Annotated in this window: 13 protein-coding genes and 2 pseudogenes; 3 read left to right on the plus strand and 12 right to left on the minus strand. The window is 64.8% G+C overall.

Annotated elements, in window-relative coordinates; genetic code table 11:
• Positions 1–3: 3 nt before the first annotated feature.
• The 6 genes from phnL to phnG are packed head-to-tail and all read right to left on the minus strand — an operon-like array spanning position 4 to position 4,527.
• Positions 4–720 carry a phosphonate C-P lyase system protein PhnL gene (phnL, locus tag AB8Z38_RS19945; RefSeq protein ID WP_369719573.1) on the minus strand — a complete coding sequence of 239 codons (717 nt, stop codon included), beginning with the start codon at positions 718–720 and terminating at the stop codon, positions 4–6.
• A complete protein-coding gene (gene phnK, locus AB8Z38_RS19950) occupies positions 717–1,514 on the minus strand; it encodes a phosphonate C-P lyase system protein PhnK (protein ID WP_369719574.1) in 798 nt (265 codons plus the stop codon). The genes phnL and phnK overlap by 4 nt, the downstream gene beginning before the upstream one ends.
• Positions 1,507–2,397 (minus strand): alpha-D-ribose 1-methylphosphonate 5-phosphate C-P-lyase PhnJ, encoded by an 891-nt coding sequence (locus AB8Z38_RS19955; RefSeq protein ID WP_369719575.1) that lies wholly within the window; start codon positions 2,395–2,397, stop codon positions 1,507–1,509. Before AB8Z38_RS19955 ends, phnK begins: the two co-directional genes overlap by 8 nt.
• A complete protein-coding gene (locus AB8Z38_RS19960) occupies positions 2,394–3,497 on the minus strand; it encodes a carbon-phosphorus lyase complex subunit PhnI (RefSeq protein ID WP_369719576.1) in 1,104 nt (367 codons plus the stop codon). The genes AB8Z38_RS19955 and AB8Z38_RS19960 overlap by 4 nt, the downstream gene beginning before the upstream one ends.
• A gap of 3 nt (positions 3,498–3,500) precedes the next feature.
• Positions 3,501–4,109, minus strand: a complete 609-nt coding sequence (phnH, locus tag AB8Z38_RS19965; RefSeq protein ID WP_369719577.1) for a phosphonate C-P lyase system protein PhnH — start codon at positions 4,107–4,109, stop codon at positions 3,501–3,503.
• Positions 4,110–4,113: 4 nt separating this feature from the next.
• Positions 4,114–4,527 carry a phosphonate C-P lyase system protein PhnG gene (phnG, locus tag AB8Z38_RS19970; RefSeq protein ID WP_369719578.1) on the minus strand — a complete coding sequence of 138 codons (414 nt, stop codon included), beginning with the start codon at positions 4,525–4,527 and terminating at the stop codon, positions 4,114–4,116.
• A gap of 158 nt (positions 4,528–4,685) precedes the next feature.
• On the opposite strand from phnG, the gene phnF reads away from it, so the two are divergent.
• Positions 4,686–5,417 (plus strand): phosphonate metabolism transcriptional regulator PhnF, encoded by a 732-nt coding sequence (gene phnF, locus AB8Z38_RS19975; RefSeq protein WP_369719579.1) that lies wholly within the window; start codon positions 4,686–4,688, stop codon positions 5,415–5,417.
• A gap of 321 nt (positions 5,418–5,738) precedes the next feature.
• On the opposite strand, the gene phnE (AB8Z38_RS19980) is transcribed toward phnF, so the two are convergent.
• The 4 genes and pseudogenes from phnE (AB8Z38_RS19980) to phnC all read right to left on the minus strand — a co-directional run bounded on the left by phnE (AB8Z38_RS19980) (position 5,739) and on the right by phnC (position 9,340).
• Entirely contained in the window at positions 5,739–6,554 is an 816-nt protein-coding gene (phnE, locus tag AB8Z38_RS19980; RefSeq protein ID WP_369726551.1) for a phosphonate ABC transporter, permease protein PhnE, read from the minus strand.
• A gap of 29 nt (positions 6,555–6,583) precedes the next feature.
• Complete coding sequence (gene phnE, locus AB8Z38_RS19985) at positions 6,584–7,468, minus strand: phosphonate ABC transporter, permease protein PhnE (RefSeq protein ID WP_369719580.1); 885 nt, start codon at positions 7,466–7,468, stop codon at positions 6,584–6,586.
• Between the two features lie 71 nt (positions 7,469–7,539).
• Positions 7,540–8,468 (minus strand): annotated as a pseudogene (phnD, locus tag AB8Z38_RS19990) (phosphonate ABC transporter substrate-binding protein).
• A 62-nt stretch (positions 8,469–8,530) separates the two neighbouring features.
• Positions 8,531–9,340, minus strand: a complete 810-nt coding sequence (gene phnC, locus AB8Z38_RS19995) for a phosphonate ABC transporter ATP-binding protein (RefSeq protein WP_369719581.1) — start codon at positions 9,338–9,340, stop codon at positions 8,531–8,533.
• Positions 9,341–9,515: 175 nt separating this feature from the next.
• On the opposite strand from phnC, the gene AB8Z38_RS20000 reads away from it, so the two are divergent.
• Complete coding sequence (locus tag AB8Z38_RS20000; RefSeq protein WP_369719582.1) at positions 9,516–10,175, plus strand: chloramphenicol acetyltransferase; 660 nt, start codon at positions 9,516–9,518, stop codon at positions 10,173–10,175.
• 95 nt (positions 10,176–10,270) lie between these two features.
• Positions 10,271–10,969 (plus strand): DUF1045 domain-containing protein, encoded by a 699-nt coding sequence (locus AB8Z38_RS20005; protein WP_369719583.1) that lies wholly within the window; start codon positions 10,271–10,273, stop codon positions 10,967–10,969.
• A 118-nt stretch (positions 10,970–11,087) separates the two neighbouring features.
• Here the strand turns inward: AB8Z38_RS20005 and AB8Z38_RS20010 are convergent, their stop codons facing one another.
• Positions 11,088–12,029, minus strand: a complete 942-nt coding sequence (locus AB8Z38_RS20010) for a dihydrodipicolinate synthase family protein (protein WP_369719584.1) — start codon at positions 12,027–12,029, stop codon at positions 11,088–11,090.
• Positions 12,030–12,154: 125 nt separating this feature from the next.
• Positions 12,155–14,237: pseudogene (locus tag AB8Z38_RS20015) on the minus strand (methyl-accepting chemotaxis protein).
• Positions 14,238–14,290: the final 53 nt, after the last annotated feature.

Raw genomic sequence — 14,290 nt, forward strand, 5'->3', positions numbered from 1 at the left:
CCTTCAGGCCGCAGCGGCGAAGCTGGTGACGTCGATGACGCGGTCGGCGATCAGATGGCGGATTTCGTCGTCGTGGACAATGGCGACCATGGCGACACCCTGGCGCTTCTTCTCCGCGATCAGCTCGACCACGACGGCGCGGTTGGCGGCATCGAGCGACGCCGTGGGTTCGTCGAGCAGCAGGATCGGCAGCTCCGGGATGAAGCCGCGCGCGATGTTGACGCGCTGCTGCTCACCGCCGGAGAAGGTCGCGGGCGGAAGCTGCCAGAGCCGCTCGGGAATGTTGAGCCGATGCAGCAGTTCACCCGCGCGCGCCTGCGCATCGGCTCGGGCCACACCGTTGACGATGAGAGGCTCGGCGACAACGTCGATGGTCGCAACCCGGGGCACCGCGCGCAGGAACTGGCTGACATAGCCGATGGTGGCCCGGCGGACGTTGAGGACCTGCCGCGGCTCGGCGGTGGCGAGGTCGATCAGCGCGCCGCGATGACGAATGCCGATGCGGCCGGAGTCGCAGCGATAATTGCCGAAAATCATCTTCAGGATCGACGACTTGCCGGCACCGGATGGGCCGGACAGCACGACGCATTCGCCCGGGTTGACTTCAAAGGTCACCCCCCTCACCACCGGCAATTCGATGCCGCCTTGCAGGTGCATCGTGAAGGTCTTTTTCGCATTGGCGATGTCGATCATTGCGGGACTGGTCATCGGAACACTCATGCCGGCAGAATCGAGGAGACCAGGAGCTGCGTATAGGGCTCGCGGGGATCGTCGAGCACCTGGTCGGTGAGGCCGGTCTCGATGACGCGGCCGTCCTTCATCACCATCACACGATGCGACAGCAACCGCGCGACCGCGAGATCATGGGTGACGATGACGACGGCGAGATGCAATTCGGCAACGAGATTGCGCAGCAGGTCAAGCAGGCGCGCCTGCACGGACACATCGAGCCCGCCGGTCGGCTCGTCCATGAACACCAGCCGCGGCTCGGTGACGAGATTGCGGGCGATCTGCAGGCGCTGGCGCATGCCGCCGGAATAGTTACGCGGCGCATCGTCGATGCGCGCTGTGTCGATCTCGACCCGCGTGAGCCAGTCCGACGCCGTGTCACGGATACGACCGTAATGATTCCAGCCCACCGCCATCAGCCGCTCGCCGACATTGGCGCCGGCCGACACCGCCATGCGCAGGCCCTGCGCGGGATCCTGGTGCACGAAACCCCAATCGGTACGGAACAGGAAGCGGCGCTCGGCTTCGCCGAGCGTGGCAAGATCGCGGGTGACGCCGTCGCGCATCCGATAGAACACCTGCCCGCCGCTGGCGGCGAGCTGGCCGGACAGCAGCTGTAGCAGCGTCGACTTGCCCGAGCCGGATTCGCCGACGATCGCCAGCACTTCACCGGGAAACAGCGAGAATGAGACATCGCGGCACGCGGCGATGCGGCCGTAGGATTTGCTGAGCGATTCTGCGACCAGCAACGGCTCGTCGTTCTCGCGCATGTCGAGATCAGCCATGTGAGCCCGCCTTCTCCTTGTACGGCGCGGCGCTGAGGCTGCCGTGATGGCCGGCGGCCTGACGGCCTTCGCAATAATCGGTGTCGGAGCACACGAACATGCGGCTGCCCTTGTCGTCGGTCACGATCTCGTCGAGATAGGAATTCTCGGCACCGCACAGCGCGCAAGGCGCGTTGAACCGATACGGCTCGAAGGGATGATCCTCGAAATCGAGCGACACCACCTGCGTATAGGGCGGGATCGCATAGATGCGCTTCTCGCGGCCCGCGCCGAACAGTTGCAGCGCCGGGCAATTGTCCATCTTGGGGTTGTCGAATTTCGGCGTCGGCGACGGATCCATCACATAGCGCGCGTTCACCTTCACCGGATAGGCGTAGGCGGTCGCGATGTGGCCGAAGCGGGCGATGTCCTCGTAGAGCTTGACATGCATCAGGCCATATTCGGCGAGCGCGTGCATCCGCCGCGTCTCGGTCTCGCGCGGCTCCAGGAAACGCAGCGGCTCCGGGATCGGCACCTGATAGACCAGCACCTGGTTCGCGTGCAGCGCCGTCTCCGGAATGCGGTGACGGGTCTGGATCACGGTGGCCTCCTCGGTCGCCGTGGTCGTAGCGACACCCGCGGTCTTGGCGAAGAATTTGCGGATCGAGATCGCGTTCGTCGTGTCGTCGGAGCCCTGGTCAATGACCTTCAGCACATCCTGGGGCCCGAGGATCGCGGCGGTGACCTGCACGCCGCCGGTGCCCCAGCCATAGGGCATCGGCATTTCGCGGCTGGCGAACGGCACCTGATAACCGGGGATCGCGATCGCCTTGAGGATCGCGCGGCGGATCATCCGCTTGGTCTGTTCGTCGAGATAGGCAAAATTGTAGGCGGGCGCGTTCATTCCGCGGCCTCCTTCATCGCATCGGGCGCATTGGCGTCGGCGAATTCCTGGCGCAGCTTGCGCAACAGGCCGAGCTCGGATTGGAAGTCGACATAATGCGGCAGCTTGAGATGCTCGACGAAGCCGGTCGCCTGGACGTTGTCCGAATGCGACATCACGAATTCTTCGTCCTGTGCCGGGGCGAGCGCCTCCTCGCCGAGTTCGCGGGCGCGCAGCGCGCGATCGACCAGCGCCATCGACATGGTCTTGCGCTCGCTCTGGCCGAAGGCGAGGCCATAACCGCGGGTGAAGCACGGGGCTTCCGTGGCCGAGCCCTTGAACTGATTGACCATCTGGCACTCGGTGAGCTCGATGGAGCCGAGCGGCACGGCGAAGCCGACGTCTTCGGCCGAAAACTCGACCTCGACCTCGCCGAAGCGGATCTCGCCGGCAAAGGGATGATTACGGCCATAGCCGCGCTGGGTGGAATAGCCCATCGCCAGCAGGAAGCCTTCGTCACCGCGCGCGAGATTTTGCAGGCGCAGGTCGCGGTCTGCCGGAAAGTTCAGCGGCTCCCGGGTGAGATCGCCGACGCTGGCGCCGTCTTCGGCTTGCGGCGAGGACTCGATCAGCCCGTCGCGACCGAGAATATCGGTCACGCGCGGCGTCGGTGCGCTCGAGGCTTCGACGGATGCCGGCACCTCGGGCACGAATCCCTCGGCGAGCGAGGGATCAAGCAGGCGGTGCGTATAGTCGAAGGTCGGTCCGAGGATCTGGCCGCCGGGAATGTCCTTGAAGGTCGAGGACACCCGCCGCTGCACCCGCATCGCACCGGTGTCGACCGGCTCGCTGGCGCCGAAGCGCGGCAAGGTGGCGCGGAAGGCGCGAACCAGGAAGATCGCCTCGATCAGATCGCCGCGCGCCTGCTTGATCGCGAGCGCCGCGAGCTCGCGATCATAGAGCGAGCCCTCGCTCATGACGCGGTCCACGGCGAGGCCGAGCTGCTCCGAGATCTGGTCGAGCGTGATTTCCGCAACGCTTCTGTCGCCACGCCGCGCGTTCGCCAAAAGGCGGTGGGCGTTCTCGATGGCGCGTTCGCCGCCTTTGACTGCGACATACATGCTTCAGCTTCCCTTGTTCGCGACACGCGTGGTGCGCGGGATCGCAACCACGGCGTCGTCCGCGACCAGCACCACATCGATGCCGCGCGGAAACAGCGCCTCGTTGAGGCGCAGCCGTTCGAAAAGATCGGCGGGCTTGATCGTCGCCTGGAGCGTTGCGACACCATCGATCCCAGGGCCGCGCAGCTCGAAGCTGCGGCCGGCATCCAGGCAGTCGACCTGGAGGATCAATGTGGTGGACCTGTCAGGATATTCGTTGCTACCGAGCGCGAAGCGCTCCAGCGCTGGAAGCAAATTGCCATCGCTGATCAACGCGAAGCTCGCGATCGAAGAATCCTGGATCACCGGCGCGCCGGTGTGGAATTTCAGCCATTTCACCAATTCGGGGCTTTCCGTCATCCGTGCATCGAGCCAGAGCGGCGTATCGTGATCGAACAGCGTTAGCGCGATCGCGGCGGTGCCGCGCATCATCGGCCCGGGTGTTCCCGCCATCGGCACGATGCGCTGGACCGAACCCGGCCGCGCCATCGCGTCCATGACCGAGCGAAAGGTCGACTGCGCCGACAAGACCTTGTCGACGAAACCCGGCGGCAGTTCCGCAATCGTGGTCATCGCTTCACCCCTCACCGCGCACCATGGTGTAGAAATCAACCTTTGTCGCGGCGGTCTCTTCCGCCGCCCGCTTGCGCCGGATCATAAGCTGCTCACGCAACGGCGCGATAACGTCCTGCTCGACGGCCGCGCTAAAATCCCGTGACTGCGCCAGCGCGTCGCACAGCGCGATCAGCCGCGCCTTGTCGCCATCGCGCCCGAGCGTATAGCCGAACCCGACCTCACCGCTCGCAAGCCGCACCGCGGCGCGCGACACCGTCGCCTCGCCGAGGTTGAACGGCGCACCGTCGCCGCCAACCCTGCCTCGCAGCATGACGAGGCCGTTTTCGGGCTCGCGCAGATCCTCATGGCTGGGCAGGGCGAGGCTGCGGAGGCGAGCGGCGATCGCGCCCGCCTCCGCGTGCGCCAGCACGGCCATCGCGGCCTTGCGCCGGGCTTGCTGATTATCGTGCTGGGTCACCGATCTCACCGAACTTGCCGAATTCAAGTTGTCTATGATACTAGACAACTTGATACGGAAGCGCCATGACTGTTTCGTGACAAAGCCGTGATTTTCGGGCTAGGCTGACCGGCGATATGAGCATGCAGGACACCGCCTCTTCAGGCGTCGCGTTGTGGCGCCTCGTTGCCGACGGCATCGAGCGCGGCATCGCCGACGGCCGCTTCGCCGCGGGCGACAAGCTGCCCGGCGAGATGGAAATCGCCGAAACCTATCGCGTCAATCGCCACACCGTGCGGCGCGCGCTCGCGGCCCTTGCCGAGCGCGGCCTGGTGCGTGCCGAACGCGGTAGCGGAACCTATGTCGAGGCGCAGCGCCTCGCTTATCCCTTGCGCTCACGCACGCGGTTTTCCGAGATCGTCGGCGCCGGCGGCCGCGAGCCGCGCGGCCAGTTGATCGAGGCCTCCGACGACGTCGCAACCCGCGAGCTTGCGCGCGAGCTGGGCTTGAAGGTCGGCGCGCCGCTGGTCCGGATCGAAGCGATTCGCTTGGCCGACCGCACGCCGATCTGCGTCTCCACCACATGGCTGTCGGCAGAGTTGTTTCCGGGCGCAGGCAGCGTCTTCGCCGCGACGCGCTCGATGACCAAGCTGCTCGCGCATTACGGTGTGCGCGACTATCGCCGCGGCGCGACCCGGATCACGGCCGGCATCGTCGATGCCACCGATGCCGCGCGGCTCGATCTGCCGCTCGGTCGGCCCATCCTGGTGGTCGATGCCACCGACCACGATCTCGACAACAAGCCGCTGGTGACCAAGCATTCGCGCTTCGTGGCGGAACGGGTGGAGTTCCTGGTAGACAACGGGTGAACGAGTGCCAAGCGCGCGGTGCACCTCTCCCCTTGTGGGAGAGGTCGGATCGCATCGCAAGATGCGATCCGGGTGAGGGGTCTCTCTCCGCGGGTGAATCTCTTGCAGCTGAATTGCGGAAGCAACCCTCATCCGGCGCTTCGCGCCACCTTCTCCCACAAGGGGAGAAGGGAGGAAAGAATCGTAGTGTGGGCAAAGGCGCACTTGCGCCGTGCCCACCATCTCTCCCCGATGTCTAAACGAACGTGGTGGGCACGCTTCCGCCTTCGCTCTCCGAGCTACGGCGGACAAGTCGCTTTGCCCACCCTACGGCAGCTGCGATCAGGCGACAGCCCTTCGTCCAATGATGGCGAAGCGAAGTTTGCCGGAAATGAAATCGATCGCGGCGACGGCGACCAGAATCATCAGGATCAGGAACGACACCTTCTGCCATTCCAGCACGCGGATCTGCTCGGCGAGCTGGAGCCCGATGCCGCCGGCACCGACGATGCCGATGATGGTGGCGGAGCGCGTGTTGGATTCGATGAAATAGAGCACCTGACCGGCAATCACGGGCAAAGCCTGCGGCAGCAGCCCGAAGCGGATCTCGTGCAAGGCGCTGCCGCCGGAAGCGCGAATGCCTTCGACCTGCTTCTGGTCGGCGCCCTCGATCGCCTCGGAGAACAGCTTACCGAAGGCGCCGAAATCCGACACCGCGATGGCGAGCACACCGGCGAACGGACCAAGCCCGACGACATTGATCCACACTAGCGCCCAGATCAGCGTATCGACGCCCCGGATCGAATCGAGGAAGCGGCGGACCGGGAATCGCAGCACCATTGACGGCACGACGTTGCGCGCGGCAAGCAGGCTGACCGGAAGCGCGAACAGCGCCGCCAGCGTGGTGCCAAGCAGCGCGATGGAGAGCGTCTCGCCCATCGCCTTCAGATAGAGCGGCAGCGACGAGCCGGGATCGGGCGGGATCATCATCATGCTGATCCAGCCGAGCTGGCTGAGGCCGTTGAAGAGCCGTGACGGCGAGAAATCGAGATCGACCAGGCCATAGATGAAAATGGCGAGCGCTGCGACGATCATGGCCGGCGTCGCGAGCCGCGCCGAGGCCGGCCGCTCGAACAGATCGGGATAGCGCGCGCGCATCTGCGCGGTGTCGACTTCGGACGGCTTGCTCACGTCCGCGCCTCCTTGCCGAACAACCGGCCGCGCACCCAGCCGGTCGTGATGTCGATCAGGAAGACCGTGACGATGATGGTGACGAGAATGGCGCTGACGTCGGAGTAGTAGAACTTGCGGATCGCGACGATGAGCTCCTGCCCGATACCGCCGGCGCCGACGAAGCCCATCACCGAGGCCTCACGCACATTGATCTCGAAGCGGAGCAGCGCGTAGCTGGCATAGCCCGCCGAGACCTGCGGCAGGATCGCAAAACGCATGCACGAGACCCAGCTCGCACCGGTCGAGCGGATGCCTTCAACTGGCTTCATGTCGGCATTTTCGACAAGCTCTGCGAACTGTTTGCCGAGCGCGCCGGTGGTATGGATGGCGATGGCGAGAACGCCGGCCATCGGGCCTAAGCCGAAGGCGATCACGAAGATAAGCGCGAAGACGATGCCAGGCACGGTGCGGGCGAATTCCAGCAGCCGGCGCACCGTGAATCGCAGCCAGGACGACGGCGAGGTGTTTTCGGCCGCGAAGAAATTCAGGCACAGCGCGAACATCGCGCCGATCAGCGTGCCGACATAGCTGATCAGCAGCGTCTCGCCCAGCATCTTCAGCCATTTGTGCCAGCCCCAGAACCATTCGGCGAAATCGGTCCAGACCCGCTGGCCATTGTCGAGCGTGAGAATGCGGTCGAAATAGCTGATGAAATGGCCGAAATAGCTGAAGAGGGTGCGCAGATTAACCTCGGCGCCGATCGAGGCCACGATCAGCGCAGCGACGAACAGCCCGGCACCTGCCAGCACCCGGAGACGCTTGCGCGCAACAGCGTGGCGGTAGGCCGCGTTCAGCACCGCGAGCTGCTGTTCGGGGAGAAGCGAAACGGCGAGCGTCATATGCTGGGCGGTCCATCAAGAAAAAGAGCCGGGTCCATCGACCCGGCTCGAGGCGCATCGTCCCGACGAGCTCAGGACGCCTTCTTGCGGAGATTGTCGACGAACTTAATCAACTCGATGGTCTTGTTGTAATCGTCATTGCCGATCGGCTCCCACGGCTTGTTCTTGCCGTCGGAGAGCTTCTTGAAGGCCTCCGGATCCTTCTGGGATGCGTCGAGGAAGGCCTTCTTGATCGCGGCCTTCATATCGTCCGGCAGATCGCTCAGATAGGCGTAGGGCGAGTTGATGATGAGCTCGGATTTCACGATGATGCGGAAGTCCTCCTTCTTCATCACGGTGCCGTCGGGCGCCTTCACCATGCCCTTGTTGAGCATGCGGGTGAGGTTCGAATCGTCGTCGGCGTTCCACCAATTGGCGGCGACGTCGACCGTGCCCTGCGCCAGCGCCAGGACCGCGTTCTCGTGGCTGCCGGTGAAGAGCACCTTGGAGAAATAGGCGTCGGGGTCGATGCCCATGGCGTTCAGCTTGAAGCGGGGCATGTTGTTCCCCGAGGTCGAGTTCGGATCGACCAGGCCGAGATCTTGCCTTTGAGATCCTCGATCTTCTGGTACGGCGACTTCGCCAGCACGTAGAACACCGAGTAATAGCCCTTCGAGCCGTCGGCATTGACGTCGATCACGAAGGCGTCGGTCTTGACGGCGGTCAGGCGGGCGCGCGCGAACGAGGCCGGGCCGTAATAACCGATGTGAATGTTGCCGGCGCGCTGGCCCTCGATGACGGCCGCATAGTCGTTGGCGACGCGCAGCGTGACCTTCACGCCGAGCTCCTTCGACAGATAGTTGATGAAGGGACCGTAGCGCTCGGTGACGCCCGAGCCGTTCTCGGCCGGAATCACGGCGAAGGTGATCTCCGGATATTTCGTCTTCCAGTCTTCGGCGGAGGCGGATCCGGCAAAGGTCAGTGCGGCGGCGCCGGCAAGAATGAGTCTGCGAGTGATCATGATACCCTCTTCATTGGTTGGGTCGGTTGACGCAAAAACTGATGACAATGATGCGGTGCGGCTCAGGCGGCCGCCGCCGTTCCAAGCGCTGGAATGCTTTCAGGCGCCGGCACGGGCATGCCGCCCATGACGTCGTTGGCCTCGAGATCGTAGAGTTCACGCGCCACATGCTCGGTCAGCGCGGACGGCGCGCCGTCGAACACCACCCGGCCCGCCGCCATGCCGATCAGGCGATCGCAATAGCTGCGCGCCAGATCGAGCGAATGCAAATTGCAGAGCACGGTGATACCGAAATGCTTGTTGATGCGCAAAAGCGCATCCATCACGATCCTGGTGTTGCGCGGATCGAGCGAGGCGATCGGCTCGTCGGCGAGGATGATGTCGGGTTGCTGGACCAGTGCGCGGGCGATCGCCACGCGCTGCTGCTGGCCGCCGGAGAGCTGATCGGCCCGCTGGGCGGCGAGCGCGGCGATGTCGAACTGTTCGAGCGCCGACATCGCCAGCGCCTTGTCCTGCTCGGGCCAGACCTGCGAAAACGAGCGCCAGGCGGGCATCGTGGCAAGACGTCCCATCAGGACATTCGTCAGCACGTCGAGCCGCCCGACCAGATTGAATTGCTGGAAGATCATGGCCGAGCGCGCCCGCCACTGCCGCAGCTCCTTGCCGCGCAACGCGGTGACGTCGATGCCGTCGAACAGGATGCGGCCCTGCGAGGGCGTTGCCAAGCGGTTGATGGTTCGCAGCAGCGTCGACTTGCCTGCGCCGGAGCGCCCGATCACACCGACGAAGCCGCCGGGGGAGACTTGAAACGAGGCGTCGTCCACCGCGGCTTTTGCGCCGAAGCGGCACGTCAGACCTTCCACCACCAGCATGCAGGGCTCCAGAGTATGCTGGGACCCACGGCTAACGCCGACGGTTAACAATTGTGTGACACGCGCCTTGCGGTGCGGCAATCCTTCACACCTCATCCACTGTCATCGTGTCGTCATGACATTGTCATGAGGCCGATCGAAGACGAACGCCCGCCCTCGAACGTTCGGATGCAACATGGTCGCCAAGGCGCTTTCGCTCGACCCCACTATCGACCCTTCCGCGAAGCTGCATGAGACCAGGCTCGGCGCCTATACCGAGGTCGGCGCCCGCACGATCCTGCATGAGGTCGCGATGGACGATTACTCCTACGTCGTGAACGACGCGCAGATCACCTACACCACGATCGGGAAATTCTGCTCGATCGCGGCGATGACGCGCATCAATCCCGGCAATCATCCGATGCACCGTGCGACCCAGGCCCACTTCACCTATCGCTCCAGCGCCTACTTCGAAGGCGAGAGCGACGACACCGAATTTTTCGATTGGCGGCGCCAGCATCACGTCCATATCGGCCACGATGTTTGGATCGGACACGGCGCGATCGTGCTGCCCGGTCGCAATATCGGCACCGGCGCGGTGATCGCGGCCGGCGCCATCGTCACCAAGGACGTGCCGGCCTACACCATCGTCGCCGGCAATCCGGCGCGGATCGTCCGCCGCCGCTTTTCGGAAGACGTCGCCGGACGGCTCGCGAAACTCGCCTGGTGGGATTGGGATCACGACAAATTGCGTGAAGCACTCCCGGATTTCCGCAAGCTCGGGATTGAAGATTTTCTCGCGGCATATGAAGCACGGGGGAGCTCTCCCGCAAGCCAACGAAGCGCGGTCGCGTGACAGACATTTTCCTTGAAGGCGGCCGGGTCCTGATCGGCACTGCGGCGGCGTCGCGCCAGGCTGTCGTTGCGGCCTAAATTGGCTATGCTCAGGCAATGACTGCTTTCCCCCGCTACGCGATTTATTTCGCCGCCGACGCCGGCAGTGCCCTCTCCCGCTTCGGTGCTGAGTTGCTCGGCTATGATGGCCACACCGGCAATGAGTTGCCCTTCCCCGACGAGGCGCTGCGCACGGCGCCGGATTGGCGCGACATCACCGCCGATCCCCGCAAATACGGCTTTCACGCCACACTGAAGGCGCCGATGGCACTTGCGCCCGACCGCACCGAGGCCGAGCTGATGGCCGCCTGCGCATCGTTCGCGGGCAAAACACGGCCGATCCCGCTGATCAGGCCGTCCGTCGATGCCATCAGCGGCTTCATCGCCGTCGTTCCGGCGGAGCCGGTCAGCGAGCTCCAGCAGCTCGCCGCCGATTGCGTCCGCGATTTTGATGAATTTCGCGCCGCGCTCAGCGCCGAAGATCGTGTCCGCCGAAAGCCGGAGAAACTCAGCGAACGCCAGCGCGACTATCTCGATCGCTGGGGCTACCCGTACGTGATGGAAGAATTCCGCTTCCATATGACGCTGACCGGACGGCTGGACGCGGAGCGGCGGGGACAGATCCTCGAGATGCTGCGCCGGCGGTTTGCGGAGCTGAAGCTCGATACGCTGGCGATCGATCGGATCGCACTGTTCAGGCAGGACGATGCCAAAGCAAGATTCGGCATCATCGGCGAATGGAAGCTGGTGAGTTAACCGGGCTCTCGCGTCACTCTCGTCATTGCGAGCGAAGCGAAGCAAGCCAGAAATGTATCCGCGGACACCGTCTGGATTGCTTCGTCGCGAGGGCTCCTCGCAATGACGGCGGTGAGCCCTACTTCCCCCACCGCAACGCCAGGGCGTCACGCTCCTTCGCCAATTCCAGCAATCCCGCCCGCGTGGCCGGATGCAGCGGCTGCAGCGGATGGCGCACCGTGTCCGATTTGATCACGCCGCCGGCCTGCATCATCGCCTTGCAGGCGATCAGGCCGCATTGGCGGTTCTCGTAATTGATCAGCGGCAGCCAGCGCTCATAGGCAGCTTTCGCCTGCTCGCGGTTGCCGGCGAAATAAGGATCGAGGATCTGGCGGATGCCGTCGGGATAGCCGCCGCCGGTCATCGCGCCGGTGGCGCCGGCATCGAGATCGGCGAGCAGCGTGATCGCCTCCTCACCGTCCCATGGGCCTTCGATGGCGCTGCCGCCCGCCTCGATCAGGCTCCGCAGCTTTGCGGCCGCGCCGGGCACCTCAATTTTGAAATAGCGGATGTTAGAGAAGTCGCGCGACAGCCGCGCCAGCAGCTCGACGGACAGCGGCGTGCCGGCCACCGGCGCATCCTGGATCATGATCGGGATGTTGATCGCGCCCGAGAGCACCTTGAAGAATTCGACGATGCCCTTCTCGGGCACCCGGAAGGTCGCGCCGTGATAGGGCGGCATTACCATCACCATGGCGGCGCCGGCGGCTTCAGCCTGCTGGCTGCGCGCCGCGCACACGGCCGAGCTGAAATGGGTGGTGGTGACGATCACGGGCACGCGGCCCGCGACATGTTCCAGCACCGCATGCATCACGGTCTCGCGCTCGGCATCGGTCAGCACGAACTGCTCGGAGAAATTGGCGAGGATGCAGAGCCCGTTCGAGCCGGCATCGATCATGAAATCGATGCAGCGGCGCTGCCCGTCGAGGTCGAGCTCGCCGCGCTCGTCGAAGATGGTGGGAGCCACCGGGAACACGCCGCGATAGGGGCGTTGGGCGTTATTGTGGGGCGTCACCGGCATCGAACTCTCCATCCCTGCTGTTCTCGTCTGTCTGTCGCCGCGCTCTCGCGGCGCCACAGATGTACTCGGCGCGCGGACCGGCGGCAATGCCGATCCGCGTGCCTTTGGAACAGGAAATGTCGAGACTAGGCGGTCTTCACCGCACCCAAAAAGCCCTCGACCGCGACGCGGAGGCGGTCGGCATCGGCTGACATCTTCTTTACGGACTGGAACAGCACCGTACCGGCGTTGCCGGTCTCCTGGTTGAGCTGGGCGACGCTGCCAATGGTGTCGGTGACCTCGCGGGTGCCTTGCGCGGCCTGCTGGAAGTTGCGCGAAATCTCTGTGGTGGCCGCGCGCTGCTGCTCGACGGCCGCTGCAATCGCCGTCATCTTCTCGTCGATGCCGTTGATCGAACGGCCAATGGAGCGGATGGCGCCGACCGCCTGGCCCGTCGCGCCCTGGATCTCCGCGACCTGACGCGAGATCTCTTCGGTGGCGGTCGCGGTCTGCGCAGCGAGGCTCTTGACCTCGCCGGCGACGACCGCAAAGCCGCGGCCCGCTTCGCCGGCGCGGGCGGCCTCGATGGTTGCGTTCAGCGCCAGCAAATTGGTCTGGCCGGCGATCGCGTTGATCATCTTCACGACCTCGCCGATGCGGCTCGCCGTCTGGTCGAGGATTTCGACGGTGGCGTTGGTCTGCTCGGCCTGGGAAACCGCTTCGCGGGCCTCGCGCGCGCTGGACTGCACCTGCGCGGAGATTTCGCCGACGGAGGCGGAGAGTTCCTCGGTCGCCGCCGCAATCGTCTCCAGATTGTTGGTGGCCTGCTCGGCCGCGGAGGAGACCGCGGCGGTCTGGCTGCTCGATTCCGAGGCCAGCTGGCGGACGTCACTCGCGGTCGCATCGAGCTCCTTGGCCGACGCGGCAACGCTGTGGATCACCGCCTGCACGGTGTCGTCAAAACTGCGGCAGGCCTCATCGACGGTGCCGGAGCGCGCAATCTGGAGCGCCTGCTGGGATCTCGCGTTCCTGGCCCAGACGTTCCGCCGTCGCCGCGCTCTCGCGCAGGCTTTCGAGCGCGGCGGCCATGGTGCCGAACTCGTCGGGATATCGCGATTGCGGAACGTGCGTCGCATAGTCGCGAGCGCTGATCCGCGCGATGGCGCCGAGAATGGCACGAACCGGCCGCATGAGGCGATTGCGCACCACAAAGACGCCGGCCAGGGTCACGGCAAGCGCCAGTACGAAGGCGAGCGACTGCACCACAAGGTTGGTGAGTGCCTTCGCCTGGACGGTCTCCGCACGCGCGATCGACTGGTCCAACGCCTGGTTCGCGACCGCAACGATCAACGCAAAGGGCGACTGGCAAAGCGCGTTCCACTCCGACGCAGCCATTGCCGGCTTGCCGCTGCCGTCGAAATTCCTGGTGATGTCGCCGATCTGCTTGAGCACCCCCTCGGTCTTGGCCTGCGCCTCCTTCGCTGCGGCAACCAATTCGGCCGTCGCGTCGGGCGCCGCCAGCAATTCGGTCATGCCGGACCAGCCGGACGCAATCGTGCCATCCCATTGCGCCAGCGATCGCTTTTGGTTGTCGTCGAGCGGCTTGCTGCTGTTGACGTTCGAGCGCAGCGCCGAGCAGTGGATTCCGTAGCGGTCGCGCACCTGCCAGGCGAGCCGGCGGACCTGGATCATGCGGGCGATGAACGGATCATCCATCCAGGCGCGGTTGGACACGGCGGTAGAGGCGAGGTTTGCTGTGTCGATTACCTTGGTGACGGCATCGTACCAGGAGTTGGTCCGCTCGATCTTGCGTTCGGCGCGCGGACGCTTGGCCTCGTCGTAGAATAGCTGGAATTGCGGTGCGGCTTCGTTCCAGCGCTGTTTCAGCGTGCTCGCCAGTTCGACGCGGCGGCCGAAATCGACAGTCGCGAGCGCGGCCGTGATGGCGTCATGGCCAGCCTGCTCGGCCTTCTCCGCCTCGCCGAGTTTTGTCCGGGGGTCGTCCTCGCCGAGCAGAGCGCTCTGGGCGTCGCCCCGATTGCTGCGCAGGGCCACCACGCCCTGGAAGATCGCCTTGTCGGCGGTCGCAAGCCGCGCAGTCTCAAGGCTATCGCTATAGCGGCCAAAGGCCCCGAGCATCTGGTTCGCCGTACTGGCCAGCGCACCGGCAGCCAGCAGCGCCATCAGGGTCAAGAGAAGCGAGCTTACCGATTTCTTAAACATTGCCATGGGCCGGGGACCTACTCTTCACGAGCGGCACCCTGCATCGCCACCTGCCAATG

The organism is Bradyrhizobium sp. LLZ17 (assembly GCF_041200145.1).
Lineage (GTDB): Bacteria > Pseudomonadota > Alphaproteobacteria > Rhizobiales > Xanthobacteraceae > Bradyrhizobium.

Bases quoted from the DNA above. Each gene is read 5' to 3' on its own strand.
- phnG (WP_369719578.1), bottom strand. From the start codon at position 4,527: ATGGCCGTGCTGGCGCACGCGGAGGCGGGCGCGATCGCCGCTCGCCTC.
- phnH (WP_369719577.1), bottom strand. From the start codon at position 4,109: ATGACCACGATTGCGGAACTGCCGCCGGGTTTCGTCGACAAGGTCTTG.
- phnE (WP_369726551.1), bottom strand. From the start codon at position 6,554: ATGCGCGCGCGCTATCCCGATCTGTTCGAGCGGCCGGCCTCGGCGCGG.
- phnK (WP_369719574.1), bottom strand. From the start codon at position 1,514: ATGGCTGATCTCGACATGCGCGAGAACGACGAGCCGTTGCTGGTCGCA.
- AB8Z38_RS20005 (WP_369719583.1), top strand. From the start codon at position 10,271: ATGACTGCTTTCCCCCGCTACGCGATTTATTTCGCCGCCGACGCCGGC.
- AB8Z38_RS19960 (WP_369719576.1), bottom strand. From the start codon at position 3,497: ATGTATGTCGCAGTCAAAGGCGGCGAACGCGCCATCGAGAACGCCCAC.
- AB8Z38_RS20000 (WP_369719582.1), top strand. From the start codon at position 9,516: ATGGTCGCCAAGGCGCTTTCGCTCGACCCCACTATCGACCCTTCCGCG.
- phnC (WP_369719581.1), bottom strand. From the start codon at position 9,340: ATGCTGGTGGTGGAAGGTCTGACGTGCCGCTTCGGCGCAAAAGCCGCG.
- phnL (WP_369719573.1), bottom strand. From the start codon at position 720: ATGAGTGTTCCGATGACCAGTCCCGCAATGATCGACATCGCCAATGCG.
- phnF (WP_369719579.1), top strand. From the start codon at position 4,686: ATGAGCATGCAGGACACCGCCTCTTCAGGCGTCGCGTTGTGGCGCCTC.
- AB8Z38_RS19955 (WP_369719575.1), bottom strand. From the start codon at position 2,397: ATGAACGCGCCCGCCTACAATTTTGCCTATCTCGACGAACAGACCAAG.
- AB8Z38_RS20010 (WP_369719584.1), bottom strand. From the start codon at position 12,029: ATGCCGGTGACGCCCCACAATAACGCCCAACGCCCCTATCGCGGCGTG.
- phnE (WP_369719580.1), bottom strand. From the start codon at position 7,468: ATGACGCTCGCCGTTTCGCTTCTCCCCGAACAGCAGCTCGCGGTGCTG.